Annotated in this window: 13 protein-coding genes, 1 tRNA gene and 1 riboswitch; of the genes, 5 read left to right on the top strand and 9 right to left on the bottom strand. The window is 64.0% G+C overall.

All coding sequences use genetic code 11. The features are described from left to right. Nucleotides 1-33: 33 nt before the first annotated feature. Nucleotides 34-1224 carry an O-succinylhomoserine sulfhydrylase gene (locus LB529_RS19060; protein WP_224711969.1) on the bottom strand — a complete coding sequence of 397 codons (1191 nt, stop codon included), beginning with the start codon at nt 1222-1224 and terminating at the stop codon, nt 34-36. A 56-nt stretch (nt 1225-1280) separates the two neighbouring features. Further along, a riboswitch (SAM riboswitch) is annotated at nt 1281-1358 on the bottom strand. 116 nt (nt 1359-1474) lie between these two features. Between LB529_RS19060 and LB529_RS19065 the strand changes: the two genes are divergently transcribed. Further along, nucleotides 1475-2569, top strand: a complete 1095-nt coding sequence (locus LB529_RS19065) for a 2'-deoxycytidine 5'-triphosphate deaminase (protein ID WP_224603052.1) — start codon at nt 1475-1477, stop codon at nt 2567-2569. A 241-nt stretch (nt 2570-2810) separates the two neighbouring features. Here LB529_RS19065 and araD1 read toward each other — a convergent pair whose 3' ends face one another. From araD1 to chvE, 4 genes are all read right to left on the bottom strand, one after another. Continuing rightward, complete coding sequence (gene araD1 / locus LB529_RS19070) at nt 2811-3806, bottom strand: AraD1 family protein (RefSeq protein ID WP_224711970.1); 996 nt, start codon at nt 3804-3806, stop codon at nt 2811-2813. A gap of 203 nt (nt 3807-4009) precedes the next feature. After that, nucleotides 4010-5305 (bottom strand): multiple monosaccharide ABC transporter permease, encoded by a 1296-nt coding sequence (mmsB, locus tag LB529_RS19075; protein ID WP_224627329.1) that lies wholly within the window; start codon nt 5303-5305, stop codon nt 4010-4012. Further along, nucleotides 5302-6834: a multiple monosaccharide ABC transporter ATP-binding protein gene (mmsA, locus tag LB529_RS19080; protein ID WP_095765888.1), complete on the bottom strand. Its 1533-nt coding sequence runs from the start codon at nt 6832-6834 to the stop codon at nt 5302-5304. The genes mmsB and mmsA overlap by 4 nt, the downstream gene beginning before the upstream one ends. 187 nt (nt 6835-7021) lie before the next feature. After that, nucleotides 7022-8092 carry a multiple monosaccharide ABC transporter substrate-binding protein gene (gene chvE, locus LB529_RS19085; protein WP_095765887.1) on the bottom strand — a complete coding sequence of 357 codons (1071 nt, stop codon included), beginning with the start codon at nt 8090-8092 and terminating at the stop codon, nt 7022-7024. 294 nt (nt 8093-8386) lie between these two features. On the opposite strand from chvE, the gene LB529_RS19090 reads away from it, so the two are divergent. Together LB529_RS19090 and LB529_RS19095 are read left to right on the top strand one after the other, a co-directional pair. Further along, the gene (locus LB529_RS19090) at nt 8387-9376 is read left to right on the top strand and encodes a LysR family transcriptional regulator (RefSeq protein ID WP_224711971.1); all 990 of its coding nucleotides are present in this window, start codon (nt 8387-8389) and stop codon (nt 9374-9376) included. 102 nt (nt 9377-9478) lie between these two features. Continuing rightward, nucleotides 9479-9814, top strand: coding sequence for a protamine-2 (modular protein) (locus tag LB529_RS19095; protein ID WP_224711972.1), 336 nt, complete (start codon nt 9479-9481; stop codon nt 9812-9814). 246 nt (nt 9815-10060) lie between these two features. On the opposite strand, the gene LB529_RS19100 is transcribed toward LB529_RS19095, so the two are convergent. Beyond that, nucleotides 10061-10134: transfer RNA gene (locus tag LB529_RS19100), tRNA-Gly, on the bottom strand. Between the two features lie 138 nt (nt 10135-10272). On the opposite strand from LB529_RS19100, the gene LB529_RS19105 reads away from it, so the two are divergent. Continuing rightward, the gene (locus LB529_RS19105; RefSeq protein WP_181166832.1) at nt 10273-10542 is read left to right on the top strand and encodes a DUF6460 domain-containing protein; all 270 of its coding nucleotides are present in this window, start codon (nt 10273-10275) and stop codon (nt 10540-10542) included. 12 nt (nt 10543-10554) lie between these two features. Here the strand turns inward: LB529_RS19105 and LB529_RS19110 are convergent, their stop codons facing one another. Beyond that, on the bottom strand, nt 10555-11457 hold the full coding sequence (locus LB529_RS19110) for a histone deacetylase (protein ID WP_224711973.1): 903 nt from the start codon (nt 11455-11457) through the stop codon (nt 10555-10557). 123 nt (nt 11458-11580) lie between these two features. Here LB529_RS19110 and LB529_RS19115 point away from each other — a divergent pair, with 123 nt between their 5' ends. Continuing rightward, nucleotides 11581-12915 carry an MATE family efflux transporter gene (locus LB529_RS19115; RefSeq protein ID WP_224711974.1) on the top strand — a complete coding sequence of 445 codons (1335 nt, stop codon included), beginning with the start codon at nt 11581-11583 and terminating at the stop codon, nt 12913-12915. On the opposite strand, the gene LB529_RS19120 is transcribed toward LB529_RS19115, so the two are convergent. Both LB529_RS19120 and LB529_RS19125 read right to left on the bottom strand, forming a co-directional pair. Then, nucleotides 12908-13999 carry a quinone-dependent dihydroorotate dehydrogenase gene (locus LB529_RS19120; protein WP_224711975.1) on the bottom strand — a complete coding sequence of 364 codons (1092 nt, stop codon included), beginning with the start codon at nt 13997-13999 and terminating at the stop codon, nt 12908-12910. The genes LB529_RS19115 and LB529_RS19120 overlap by 8 nt on opposite strands. Further along, on the bottom strand, nt 13996-14343 hold the full coding sequence (locus LB529_RS19125; RefSeq protein ID WP_224711976.1) for a DUF952 domain-containing protein: 348 nt from the start codon (nt 14341-14343) through the stop codon (nt 13996-13998). The genes LB529_RS19120 and LB529_RS19125 overlap by 4 nt, the downstream gene beginning before the upstream one ends. Between the last annotated feature and the right edge of the window lie 86 nt (nt 14344-14429).

Raw genomic sequence — 14429 nt, forward strand, 5'->3', positions numbered from 1 at the left:
CTGGAAGGCTCGGGCCGCGGCGTTCTCAGCCTTCTATTTTGCTGCCTTCAGCGCCTGTTCCACGTCTTCCAGCAGATCGTCGCTGTCCTCCAGGCCAACGGAGAGCCTCAGCGTGCCTGGCCCGATGCCGAGCTCGGCGCGGGCCTCGTCGCTCAGGTTCTTGTGCGTCGTCGTCGCCGGATGGGTGATCAGGCTCTTGGCGTCACCGAGATTGTTCGAGATCAGCACGATGTCGAGCGCGTTCTGGAAGGCAAAGGCCGCCTGCTTGCCGCCTTTGACGTCGAGGCAGATCAGCGTCGAGCCTCCCGACATCTGCTTCTTGACGATATCCGCTTGCGGATGATCGGCGCGGCCCGGATAGATGACGCGGGCGATCTCCGGCCGCTCGGCCAGGAAATCGGCGATCTTGCCGGCGCTCTCCGTCTGCTGGCGCACGCGCAGCGGCAGCGTCTCCAGGCCTTTGAGCAGCGTCCAGGCGTTGAAGGGCGACAGGCTCGGGCCGGTGTGGCGGAAATAGTCGTGAAGGTTCTCGTCGATCCACTTCTTGTCAGACAGGATGACGCCGCCCAGGCAGCGGCCCTGGCCGTCTATGTGCTTGGTCGCCGAATAGACGACGATATGGGCGCCGAGCAGCAGAGGCTTCTGCTGCAGCGGCGTGGCGAAGACATTGTCGACGATCAGCCTGGCGCCGATCGAATTGGCGAGCCTGGCGACGGCCGCGATATCGACCACCTCCAGCGTCGGGTTGGTCGGGCTTTCCAGGAAGAACAGCTTGGTGTTCGGCCTTGTCGCCTTTTCCCAATTGGCGATGTCGGTGCCGTCGACCAGCGTCGCCTCGATGCCGTAGCGCGGCGCCAGCGTCTCGACCACCCAGCGGCAGGAGCCGAACAGGGCGCGTGCCGCCACGATATGATCTCCGGCCTTGGCGCTGCAGAGCAGCGCGGCGGTTACTGCAGCCATGCCGGAAGCGGTGGCGCGGGCATCCTCGGCGCCTTCGAGCGCGCACATGCGCTTTTCGAACATGTCGACGGTCGGGTTAGCGTAGCGCGAATAGATGAAGCCCGGCTCTTCGCCCTTGAAGCGGGCTTCCGCCGCTTGCGCCGTCTCGTAGACATAGCCTTGGGTGAGATACATCGCCTCGGATGTCTCGCCGAAACCGGAACGCAGCGTTCCGCCATGCACGAGTGCCGTCTGAGGTTTCAAGTTGCGCTTCTTGGTGCTCATAGCCCTGCTTTCAGACACAAAAAAACCGGCCGCGAAGTCGCAACCGGTCCATATAGCCTTGCGGCTCGACGGTCCTTTAGCGACTTGTTTAACGTGGCTGCAAGCCGACCGGCCAAATCACCACGGGATAACGACCCTTTAGACCCGCGCCGCGCTTGCGTCAATTGCCGGCTTCATTAAGAGGTTTGTACCAGCCGGGCGGCAAGAGCCTGCTTAGATCCTCGCCCGGCCTTGTGAACGGAGCCAGCCTTTGCGGCAAACAGGCATTCTTCCGGATCAGGACATCGCAGCGCTGTTCGAGGCGAAGGCGCTGAAGTCGCCGCGCGCGCTGGACGCCGACCAGATCCAGCCGGCCAGCCTCGATCTAAGGCTCGGCGACAAGGCGTTTCGCGTGCGTGCCTCGTTCCTGCCGGGTCCGGATCATCGGGTCGTCGACAAGCTCGAGCGGCTGAAGCTGCACGAGATCAGCCTTGCCGAGGGCGCGGTGCTGGAAACCGGCTGCGTCTATATCGTGCCGCTGCTCGAGAGCCTGGCGCTGCCGGCGAATGTATCCGCCTCGGCCAATCCGAAGAGCTCGACCGGCCGTCTCGACATATTCACGCGCGTCATGACCGATCGCGGCCATGAGTTCGACAAGATTGCCGCCGGCTACCGCGGGCCGCTCTATCTCGAGGTCAGCCCGCGCACCTTCCCGATCGTCGTGCGCGCCGGCTCGCGGCTGTCGCAGATCCGCTTCCGCACCGGCAACGCGGTGCTCTCGGAGAATGAGCTGCGCGAACTTCACCGCGCCGAGATGCTGGTCGCCACCGAGCCGCCCAATATTTCAGGCGGCGGCATCGCGCTCTCCATCGATCTCGACGGCGACAAAGACGGCCTTGTCGGCTACCGCGGCAAGCACCACACCGGACTGGTCGACGTCGACAAGCGCGCCGCCCAGGATGTCGTCGATTTCTGGGAGCCGATCTACAAGAGCGGCGCCGGCGAACTGGTGCTCGATCCGGACGAATTCTATATCTTGGTCAGCCGAGAAGCCGTGCACGTGCCGCCGCTCTATGCCGCCGAGATGACACCCTTCGATCCGCTGGTCGGCGAGTTCCGCGTCCACTATGCCGGCTTCTTCGATCCGGGCTTCGGCCACTCCGCCGCCGGCGGCAGCGGCAGCCGCGCGGTGCTTGAAGTGCGCAGCCACGAGGTGCCTTTTATCCTCGACCACGGCCAGATCGTCGGCCGTCTCGTCTACGAGCATATGCTGAAACGCCCGCAGGCGCTTTACGGCACCGAACTCGGCTCGAACTATCAGGCGCAGGGCCTGAAGCTCTCCAAGCATTTTCGGGCAGCGCGGTGAGGTCCAAGTGGGGAGATGTCCGGAAGGACAGAGGGCACAAACGGATGCCGCCCTATCCTTCGTCATTCTAGGGCGGAGCAAGGAGCGAAGCGACGCGCGCAGACCCTAGAATCCATGCCATGACATTGGCCGTGGAATGCGGCAGTCCAGAATAGCCGCCGAAGGCTGCCCCATCAAAGCCTGGGATCAAACACCTAGAATGACGAAGGAAGACGGCTGCGAAACACCCCTCTGGCCATTCCTACAGCGCCTTCACCGCCACCTTGACCGGCTTCTCGATCTCCAGCGGATTGCGCAGCGGCAGGCCGAAATCCGGCGCCTCGATCTCGAACATATCGCCGGCCTCGGTCCTGATGCCATCGGCGAAGGAGAGCGTCGCGGTGCCGAACATATGCACATGCACGTCGCCCGGCTGGCGGAAGGCCGAATATTTGAAATGGTGGTGCTCGAGATTGGCGATGGTGTGCGACATGTTCGCTTCGCCCGACAGGAACGGCTTTTCCCAGAGCAGCTTGCCGTCGCGCCAGATGCGCGATGCGCCACGGATGTCGGCCGGCAGCTCGCCGATCAGGATTTCGGGGCCAAACGAAGCGTTGCGCAGCTTGGAATGGGCGAGGAACAGATAGTTCACCCGTTCGGTGACGTGGTCGGAGAACTCGTTCGACAGCGTGAAGCCGACGCGGAACGGCGCGCCGTCATCGCCGATGACATAGATGCCGGCGATCTCCGGCTCCTCGCCGCCATCCTGCGCGAAGGCCGGCGACATCAGCGGCGCGCCGGGGGCCACCGCCATCGTGCCGTTGCCCTTGTAGAACCATTCCGGCTGCACGCCGACCTGTCCATTGGCCGGCTTGCCGCCTTCGAGGCCCATGCGGAACATCTTCATGGAATCGGTGAGTTCCGCCTCGCCGCCCTCGCTGAGCTTCTTGTGCATGGAATCGCGCGTCGCCGCGGAACCGAGATGCGTCAGCCCCGTGCCGGTGAGGTGCAGATGCGCCGGGTCCGGATGGTTGATCGGCGAGACCAGCCTGCCCCTCTTATAGGCGGCATCGAGATCGACCGTCTCGCCATAGCCCTTGCGCTCGATCAATGCCTCGAGGCCCGTGCCTGTCCGCGCGGCCTCCATCGCCAGCGAATAGACGCTGCGCGCGCCGTTGATGACCCTGGTCTTGCCGCCGCCATTGCGGGCGACGACGCGGATCGTCTCGGCGTCGTCGAGGATCTGGGAGATCAGCATGTTTGAACCCTCTCTCATCTTGCCTGGCTGCCCGCGGGCAAACCTTGACCGGCGCGGCGCGGAGAAATCCGTGCCACGGTTGAAATTCTTCGTCCGGATTGCGCTCGCGAGCCCGGTCCTTGCCTGGACTTCTTGACGCCGACGGGTTGCCGGCAGCTTCGCGATCTGAAACCCGTATGCCTCCTTAAGTCCGCTTCAGGTCTTCAGGCCTTGTTCTTGTTGTAGACGTCGAAGATGACGGCGCCGAGCAGCACCAGGCCTTTCACCACCTGCTGCCAGTCGACATTGACGCCCATGATCGACATGCCGTTGTTCATCACGCCCATGATGAAGCCGCCGACGACGGCGCCGATCACCTGTCCGACGCCGCCCATTGCCGAGGCGCCGCCGATGAAGACGGCCGCGATGACGTCGAGCTCGCTGCCGAGACCGGCAGCCGGCACGGCCTGGCCGAGGCGCGCCGCGATGATCAGGCCGCCCAGTGCCGAGAGCACGCCCATGTTGATGAAGACCAGCAGGGTCAGCCTTTCGGTGTTGATGCCCGAAAGCTGCGCGGCCTTGGCGTTGCCGCCCATGGCGTAGATGCGGCGGCCGATGGTCATGCGCTTGGTGACGAAGACGAACAGCGAGATCAGCACGCCCATCACCAGCAGCACGACCGGCAGGCCCCTATAGCTGGCGAACTGGAAGACCAGGAACAGCGCCAGCGCGCTGCCGACCAGCGTCTTGACGACGAACAGCGGGAAGGGCTCCGCCTCATAGCCGTGACGCTCGCGCTTGCGCCGCGTCCTGAAGCCGAAATAGGCGTAGGCGAGCACCGCGATGAGACCGAGCACGACCGTCGTCATGTGCAGCGTCAGTCCGCTGCCGACGATCGTCTTGCCGGCGGCATTGACCGTCGGCGGGATCAGCGTCAGCGGGCCGATCACGTCCGGAATGAAGCCGGAACTCAGCGCCTTGAAGCTGTCCGGCAGCGGACCGACCGAGGAGCCACCGCCGAGCAGCGCCTGGCAGATGCCGCGGAAGATCAGCATGCCCGCCAACGTCACGATGAAGCTCGGTATCTTGTGATAGGCGATCCAGTAGCCTTGCGCAGCGCCGATGAGCGCCCCGACGATCAGGCACACGATCGAGACCACCAGCGGATTCGAGAACATCCCAAGCGGCCAGATCACCATCATCATCGCCGCCAGCGCGCCGATGAAGCCGGCGACCGATCCGACGCTGAGGTCGATATAGCCAGCGACGATCACCAACAGCATGCCAAGCGCCATCACGATGATGAACGAGTTCTGCTGCACCAGATTGCTGAGGTTCACCGGTTTGAACAGCGTTCCCGACGTCGTGTACTGGAAGAACAGCATGATGACGATCAGCGCGATGATCAGGCCGTATTCGCGCAGGTTCGTCGTCAGCGCCGAGACGGCGACGCGCGGACCCTGCTGCTTGACGTCCTCGGCGAGCCCGCTTTGCGGCGCGGGAGCGCTTTCTGTGCTCATGATGCTTTTCCTTCTCCGCGAACGATGGCGCGCATGATTTTTTCCTGGCTTGCGTCGCTTGCAGCCATTTCGCCGACTATACGCCCTTCGTTCATCACATAGATACGGTCGGAGATACCGAGCAGTTCGGGCATTTCCGACGAGATGACGATGATCGCTTTGCCCTCGGCGGCAAGGCGCGCGATGATCGTATAGATTTCGTACTTCGCGCCGACGTCAATGCCGCGGGTCGGCTCGTCGAGGATCAAAACCTCCGGATCGGCGAACAGCCATTTCGACAGCACGACTTTCTGCTGGTTGCCGCCCGAGAGGTTGCCGGTCAGCTGGTAGACGCTGGAGGCGCGGATGTTGGTCTTCTTGCGGTAGTCATTGGCGACGCTCATCTCGCGCATGTCGTCGATGACGCCGCGGCTGGAAACGCCGGAGAGGTTGGCCAAAGTCACGTTGTGCTTGATGTGGTCGATGAGGTTGAGGCCGTAGGTCTTGCGGTCTTCGGTGACATAGGCGATGCCGCTCGCCACCGCCTTGCTCACCGATGAGAGGTCGATAGGCTTGCCGTGCAGCGACACCTCTCCGGTGATGTGCCGGCCGTAGGAGCGTCCGAAAAGGCTCATCGCGAATTCGGTCCGGCCGGCGCCCATCAGCCCGGCGATACCGACAACCTCGCCCTTGCGCACATTGAGGTTGATGTTCTTGATCACCTGCCGCTCGGCATGGATCGGGTGGTAAACCGACCAGTCCTTTACCTCGAAGATGACGTCGCCGATCTTCGGCTCGCGCGGCGGGTAGCGGTCGTCGAGCGAGCGGCCGACCATCGAGGTGATGATGCGGTCTTCCGAGATGTCCTTCCTCGGCAAGGTCTCGATGGTGCGCCCGTCGCGGATCACCGTCACCTTGTCGGCGACGCGGTTCACCTCGTTGAGCTTGTGCGAGATCAGGATCGAGGTCATGCCCTGGCGCTTGAACTCGAGCAGAAGGTCGAGCAGCGCCTGGCTGTCCTTCTCGCTGAGCGAGGCCGTCGGCTCGTCGAGGATAAGGAGCTTCACTTCCTTGCTCAGCGCCTTGGCGATCTCGACCAGCTGCTGCTTGCCGACGCCGATATTGGTGATGAGCGTCTTGGGGTCTTCCTTGAGCCCGACCTTCTTGAGAAGGGCGCCGGTACGCGTCTCGTTGGCGTCCCAGTCGATGACGCCGTAGGTGGCGTGCTCGTTGCCAAGGAAGATGTTTTCCGTGATCGACAGCATCGGCACCAGGGCAAGCTCCTGGTGGATGATGACGATGCCGATATGCTCGCTGTCGTGAATGCCTTTGAAATTGCATTCCTGGCCGCGGAAGATGATCTGGCCCTCATAGGTGCCGGATGGATAGACGCCCGACAGCACCTTCATCAGTGTCGACTTGCCGGCGCCGTTCTCGCCGACGACGGCGTGGATCTCACCTTCCTCGACGCTGAGATTGACGTTCGACAACGCCTTCACGCCGGGGAACGTCTTGGTGATGTCGCGCATCTCCAAAATCGTCGAGGCCATCAGGATCTGCTCCCTGGCGCAGGCCTTCCACTCGCGGAAAGCGTCTTGCGCGAAATCAACATGCCACAGTTTCGCTCATGCCTTGGCGGCATATGGCGCTGCGGTAGCCGGCAAAAACAATACCGGGGTCGCTTGCGAACGAAAAGGGGCCCTGCAGTCGCGCAGGACCCCTTCCTTTGAGACCGGATTACTTCAGCTCTTCAGCCTTGATGTAGCCGGAGTCGACGACCAGTTCCTTGTAGTTCGACTTGTCGACCTCATGCGGCGTCAACAGGATCGAGGGAACGACCTTGACGTCGTTGTTGTAGGTCTTGGTGTCGAGGCCGTCCGGCTTGCCGCCGGAGAGCACCTTGTCGACCAGCTGCACGGTGGCCTTGGCCAGCTCGCGGGTGTCCTTGAACACGGTCGAGTACTGCTCGCCCGAGATGATCAGCTTGACCGAGGCGGTCTCGGCGTCCTGGCCGGTCACGATCGGCCAAGGCTGGGCTTCCGTGCCGTAGCCGACGGCGCGCAGCGAGGCGGTGATGCCGCGCGACAGGCCGTCATAGGGAGACAGAACGCCGTCGACGCGGCTGCCGTCCGAGTAGTTGGCCGAGAGCAGGTTGTCCATGCGCGCCTGGGCGGTGGCGGCAAGCCAACGCAGGGTGCCGACCTTGTCCATGCCCATCTGGCCGGACTTGATCTTGATCGAGCCGTCGTCGATCAGCGGCTGCAGGACCGACATGGCGCCGTTGTAGAAGAAGAAGGCGTTGTTGTCGTCCGGCGAGCCACCGAACAGCTCCACGTTCCACGGCTTGGTGTTCGGGAAGCGCTCCTTGAGGCCCTTGACCAGCGAGTTCGCCTGGATCACGCCGACGCCGAAATTGTCGAAGGTGGTGTAGTAGTCGACATTCGGGGTCTTCTTGATCAGGCGGTCATAGGCGATGGTGACGACGCCGGCATCATTGGCCTTCTGCAGCGCGTCGGCCATGGTGGTGCCGTCGATCGAAGCGATGATCAGCGCCTTCGGGCCTTTGGTGATTTCGTTTTCCAGCTGGCTGAGCTGGTTCGGGATGTCGTCCTGCGCATATTGCAGGTCGACGGTGTAGCCGAGCGCTTCGAGCTGGGACTTGACGGCGTCGCCGTCGTTGATCCAGCGCTGCGAGGTCTTGGTCGGCATCAGCACGCCGACGAGACCCTTGTCGGCGGCGTGCGCCGAATAGGTCGTGGCGGCAATGCCAAGGGCCGCGATGGCGGCCAGCGTCTTGATGATCTTCACGATTACTCTCCCTGGTTGATGGACGCGACACCTCGGGGCTTCGCGGGCCGCGCAGTCGAGCAGGTGCGCTGGCGCGCCACTGTCGGCTTTATCGATCTCCGGTATCCTCCCAATCGGCCCCGCGGCGCAGTTTTCAATCGATACGATTTCACTCGTCGCCGACCCCTGCGCATCGGAACGCGCGGAGGGTGGGTCGCTTTGACATAACTGTCAAATGCGATCTTTGCTGGTTGCTATATCGATACTGATATGGCTTAAACGATCGATAGAAACCCGCACAGGAGACGGAAAACCATGGCGGCGTTGCGCGATCCCAATGCGATTTCAGGTGGTTACGAGAAATTGCCGGGAGATGGCGAGACGCTGCTGCGCAGCGGCCTCAGTCTTCGCCACATGCGCATGATTGCCGCCTTGGACGATCACGGGCGGGTGAGCGCCGCCGCCCAGGTCATGAACATCTCCCAGCCGGCCGCCTCGCGCATGATCGCCGAGATGGAAGCGGTGCTCGACGTGAAGTTGTGCGAGCGGCTGCCGCGCGGCGTGACGTTGACTCCTTACGGCCAGGCGCTCGCCCGGCGCGCCCGCTCCATCCTGCTCGAGATGCGGGAGGCCGATCGTGAGATTTCCGAGCTCAAGGCCGGCAAGGGCGGCTCCGTATTCCTCGGCGCGGTCACGGCGCCGGCGATCGAGCTGGCCGTGCCGGCGATCCGTGAGATCCGCCGCATCTATCCGCGCATCGAGATCACAATGCAGGTCGAGACCTCGAACGTGCTGGCCCGCGAGCTGATCGCCTCGCGCCACGACTTCATCATCGCCCGCATCCCGGACGATCTCAATCCGCGGCTCTTCGAATCGCGCGTCATCGGCGTCGAGAAGGCCTGCCTCATCGTGCGCCGCGGCCACCCGCTTGCGAGCGGCAAGATGGTGCGGCTGGAAGATACCGCGGCCTATGACTGGGTGTTCCAGTCCGGGGGCTCGCCATTGCGCCAGGCGATGGAAAGCAACTTTTTGAATCGCGACATTCCGCTGCCCGACCGCATCCTCAACACCTCTTCGCTGCTGCTCACCTTGGTGATGGTGGCGCAGTCGGACGCCATCGCGCCGGTCTCGATCCAGGTCGCCAAGTTCATCCAGGGCGGCGATGGGCTGGCCGGCGCCATCGATGTCGTGCAGACCGAGTTCGACATCGAGGTCCGGCCCTACAGTCTGATCACGGTCAGGAACCGCGCGCTCTCGCCCGCCGCCAAGATGCTGCACGACTTCATTTTGCGCGAGGTGGGCTGATGGAACGAGAATGCTACTTGCACGTTCAAACCGATCGGTCGCTCCCTGGAGCCCGTTGCGGGTGAGGAAGGGCTGCCGTGCCCAACAGCTCGGGAGGTTTTTATGGAACGTCGGTTGTTTCTCACCGGAATGCTTGGCGTTGTGGGGGCGGCAGCGCTTGCAAGCCTGGCCGGACCCAGCAAGGCCGTTGCCGGTATTCCCGCCGGCAACGGAATTCTGGATGAATTGGACAAGCCGGATCCGGCCATCTACGAGGAGGATGACCAGGCCGATCTGCTGCAGCCAGCCCAGTACTACCGCCGTCGGTATTACCGTGATCGGTACTACCGCCGCCGCCGGCGCCACGTTTGGAGAAGGGTCTGCCGGCGCTACTGGCGCCATGGCCGGCGTCATGTCCGCTGCTGGCGCCGCCGCGTCTGGATCGGCTTCAGGCTCTAGCGCATGATCATCTAGGTCGATAGCGACCATGTATCCGGGCTGCCGGGTGAATCGCTGACTGGGGTCTTGCATGGATGTGCAAGACCCCAACGCTCGCTTTACAAACAGCCGAATTAGCCCTCGCGCAAGCTGCCCGGCCTAAGGTCGACCCGATGCAATTCCCCCGCAATGCCCGGCAGCCGGCATGAATCGGACGCGCAATTTGGCCCCTTGGTGAGGTCTCACTCAAATCCCTGCGGTGCAAGCTGGAGCGGGTAGCGGGAATCGAACCCGCGCGTTCAGCTTGGGAAGCTGACAAGCTACCATTACATCATACCCGCGTCGGCCACCTCGTTATCATGATGGCAGGGCGTCAAGCAATCGGCAAAGCGGAACCGCGGCTCCATTGCTTGATGCCTTTCCGCGGAATGCGTATCTCTGATATCGCCCCGCCCGAATCGGGCGGCTCGAACCGGAGAATGGCCTTGTCCGCACTGACGCGCTTTCTCGGCGACACGCCGCTCAGGGTATTCCTGAAGCTGCTCGTGGTTTCCTTCCTCGTCGGCCTCGTCATGCATGCCTTCGGCTGGTCGCCGATGGACGTCTTTTACGGCATCCGCCAGTTCTTCGTCGATCTGTGGAATCTCGGCTTCCACGCCATCGACCGCTTCCTGGGCTACATCCTGCTCGGCGCCGCGATCGTCGTGCCGGTGTTCATCCTGCTCAGGATCGCCAGCTACAGGAAATAGCTCGGCGCGGCCTCACGCATATCGCGACGCCACCTCGAACAGGACGGCGTGGCGCGCGGCCAGCGCCGGCACGTCGGTCGAGTAGCCGCCGCCGATGACGCCGCACAGCGGCACGCCCTGCTTGCGGAAATGGCCGATGACCATGTCCTCGCGGGCGGCGATACCGTCGTCGGTGAGCGCCAGCCGGCCGAGCCTGTCCTCGGCATGGATATCCACGCCGGCATTGTAGAAAACGATGTCCCAGCGCCTTTGCCCGGAGAGTTCCGGCAGGATGGCGGCGAGCCGTTCGAGATAGGCGTCGTCGCCTGTCCCGTCCGGCAAGGCGACGTCGACGTCGGAGGCGATCTTGCGCACCGGGTAGTTGCGCTCGCCATGCATGGAAAAGGTGAAGGCGCGAGGCTCGTCCTTGAGAATGTCGGCCGTGCCGTCGCCCTGATGCACGTCGAGATCGACGACCAGCACGTTTTCGACGGCGCCTTCGGCCAGCAGCGCCAGCGCGGCGACGGCGACATCGTTGAAGGTGCAAAAGCCCGCGCCTTGCGCGCGCCTGGCATGATGGCTGCCGCCTGCCGCATTGCAGGCAATGCCATGTTTAAGCGCCAGCCTGGCGGCCAGCACCGTGCCCGCGGTGGCGAGCTGTGCCCTCAATGACACGCGCGGACCGATCGGAAAGCCGATCTCGCGCTCTATTTTCGCCGGTACCTGACAGGCGATCACCTGATCGACATAGTCGGCCGCGTGCGCCAGCTTCAGGCGTGCGGCCGGCGCCGGTTCCGGCATCGAAAGCGCGCCGTGCACGGCTAGACCGCGTAAGCGCAAAGCCTCCATCAACAGCGGATATTTGCTCATCGGAAAGCGATGGTTGACGGCGAAGCCTGCGTCATAGTCGGGGTGATGGACGATCTGCAGTGGCATGAATTGGTGGCTGCGCCAGGTTTGCAATTCGGTTGGCAGCCCGGCGGATATGGTTGCGTGATGCCGGCAAACTGGGGCACATCGGGTCCTCGATCAAGCCGCAAATCGGACAGGCAGCAATCCTTGGACGCGACTCAAGCCAACGCCAGGTCTTTCGTCGTCACCAACCGCTCGGTGCTGGCGATCGCCGTGCCGATGACGCTTGCCTATCTGACGACGCCGCTGCTCGGCATTGTCGACACGGCGGTGGTCGGCCAGTTCGGCGACGCGGCCCTGCTCGGCGGCCTGGCGGCGGGATCGCTGGTCTTCGACGTCGTCTTCACCAGCTTCAACTTCCTGCGCTCCGGCACCACCGGCCTCGTCGCCCAGGCCTTCGGGCGCGGCGATGCGCTGGAGGAGCAGGCGGTGCTATGGCGCGCCGTGCTGATCGCGGTCATCGCCGGCGTCATACTTGCCGCCCTTGCGCCGCTCTTTGCCGTCGCCGGCCAATGGTTCATGGGCGCCGAGCCGCGCGTTAGCGAAGCGATGTCGGTCTACATCCGCATCAGGCTGCTCGCCGCGCCCTTCTCGCTGATCAACTACGCCATACTGGGCTACGTGCTGGGGCGAGGCGAGGGCGGGCTCGGGCTGATGCTGCAGGCGGTGCTCAACGGCATCAACATCGCGCTCTGCTTCCTGCTCGGTCTCGAGCTCGGCTGGGGCGTTGCCGGCGTCGCCTGGGCGACCGTCACCGGCGAGTTCCTGGCCATGCTGCTTGGCCTTGCCATCGTGCTCAACCGTTTCCGCAAGCTGGAGCGGCCGTCGCGCCGGCGTATCCTCGATTTGCCGGCGTACCGGCGCATGCTGTCGCTCAACCGCGACATCATGATCCGCTCCTTCTCGCTGCTTGCCGCCTTCGCGCTGTTCACCAGGCAGGGCGCGCAGTTCGGCACGGTGACGCTCGCCGCCAACGCCGTGCTGATGAATTTCTTCCTCATCGCCGGCTATTTCCTCGACGGCTTCGCCACCGCCGCCGAGCAGCTTGCCGGCCGAGCCATCGGCGCGCATGCGCCCGCCCCGTTCCGGCAGGCAGTCCGGCTGACGCTGATCTGGGGCTTTGGCCTCGCCGGTATCGCCACACTCATCCTGCTGACCGCCGGCGCCAGTCTGGTGGCGCTGGTGACGACCTCGATGGATGTTCGCGCGGTCGCCGACACCTATCTTCCCTGGGCCGCCTTCACGGCGCTGAGTGGTGTGCTCGCCTTCCAAATGGACGGCGTCTTCATCGGCGCCACCTGGTCGCGCGACATGCGCAACATGATGCTGTTGTCGTTCCTCATCTTCAGCGCTGCGCTCATCACCCTGGCGCCGGCATTCGGCAACAGCGGCCTGTGGGCATCGCTGCATGTTTTCCTGCTGGTGCGCGGCTTGAGCCTGCTGACGGTGCTCAGGCTCAGAGTGAGGACAGCTTTCAGCTGATTGGTTTCGAAGCCCAGCGCTCGCAAGCCGAGTCGCGCAGATCCCGGATCGAGCCAAGCCGCTCACGCTCCACGTATCGCGCCATGCCGGCAATGATGCGCCCGGGCAGCGCCGGCCCGGCATAGATCATGCCGGTGTAGAGCTGGACCAGATCCGCCCCGGCGCGGATCTTCTCCAGCGCCGTTTCGGTGGAGTCCACCCCGCCCACGCCGATGAGGGCAATGCTTGGGCCGAGCAGCTTGCGCATACGGGCGAGAACCGCGGTCGAACGCTCGAACAATGGTTTCCCTGAAAGACCGCCGGTTTCATTCGCCACGCCGCCGCTTCGCAATCCTGTCCTTGCAAGCGTCGTGTTGGAGACGATGACGCCGTCGATCTTCTTCTCGGCGACTTCGGCGGCGATGTCTTCGAGCTCCGCCTCGACGAGGTCCGGCGCGATCTTGAGGAAAATCGGCGGCTGCGCGGGGGCCGCGGCACGGGCGGCCATCACCCGTGACAAGAGCTCGCCGAGCTGCTCGCGCGCCTGCATGTTGCGCAGGCCCGGCGTGTTGGGCGAGGAGATATTGACCGTCAGATAACTTGTATGGGGCGCGAAGCGGGCGACGCCGCGCTTATAATCGGCGATGCGATCGGCGCTGTCCTTGTTGGCGCCGATGTTGACGCCGACGATGCCCGGCCGCCCCTTGCGCGCGGCAAGACGCTTTTCGGCGGCCGCATGGCCCTCATTGTTGAAGCCCAGCCGGTTGATCACCGCCTCGTCCGCCGTCAGCCGGAAGATGCGCGGCTTCGGATTGCCGGCTTGCGGCAGCGGCGTGATGGTGCCGACCTCGGCGAAGCCGAAGCCAAGCCCAAGCAGCGCGTCCGGCACTTCGGCGTTCTTGTCGTAGCCGGCGGCCATGCCGAGCGGGTTGGGGAAATCGAGGCCGCAAAGGCTGACCTTCAGCCGCGCGTCATGCTTCAGGCGCCGCGGCGCCGTCGCGCCGACCGGCAGCCCGCAGCGCAGCGCCGCGATCGACAGGCCGTGCGCGGTTTCCGGATCGAAGGAGAAAAGCAGCTTTTGGCCGATCCGGTCGAGCACGCTCATTCGCCCTCCAGCGTCGGGAATTCGTGGCCTCCCGCGCCGAGCGGCAACGGCTTTACCCAGAGAACCGCATCAAGGTCGAGCTCGGCGTAGAGATGCGGGAACAGGGCGCCGCCGCGCGAGACCTCGTATTTCAGCGCATCAGCCAGCCTTGCCGCGTCGATCGCGATCAGCAGCAGGTCCGTCTGCCCCGCGAAATGCTTGGCCGCCGTCTCGCGAACCTGGCCGGCGGTGGAGAAATGGATGAAGCCATCGGCGATGTCGATCGGCGCGCCGGCGAAGCGCCCGTTCCTCTCGGCTTCGCGCCAAAGCGCCTCGGGCGCGATCTTGTAGATAATCTGAGACATTGTCGCGCTATAATCCGAACCGAAGGTGCGGGGAAGGCTCGAAGCTCGACTCTTCCCCATTTCCGGCGCAAACCTGTGATAGCCCG

This window comes from Mesorhizobium sp. CA5, from assembly GCF_020165105.1.
Taxonomy (GTDB): domain Bacteria; phylum Pseudomonadota; class Alphaproteobacteria; order Rhizobiales; family Rhizobiaceae; genus Mesorhizobium.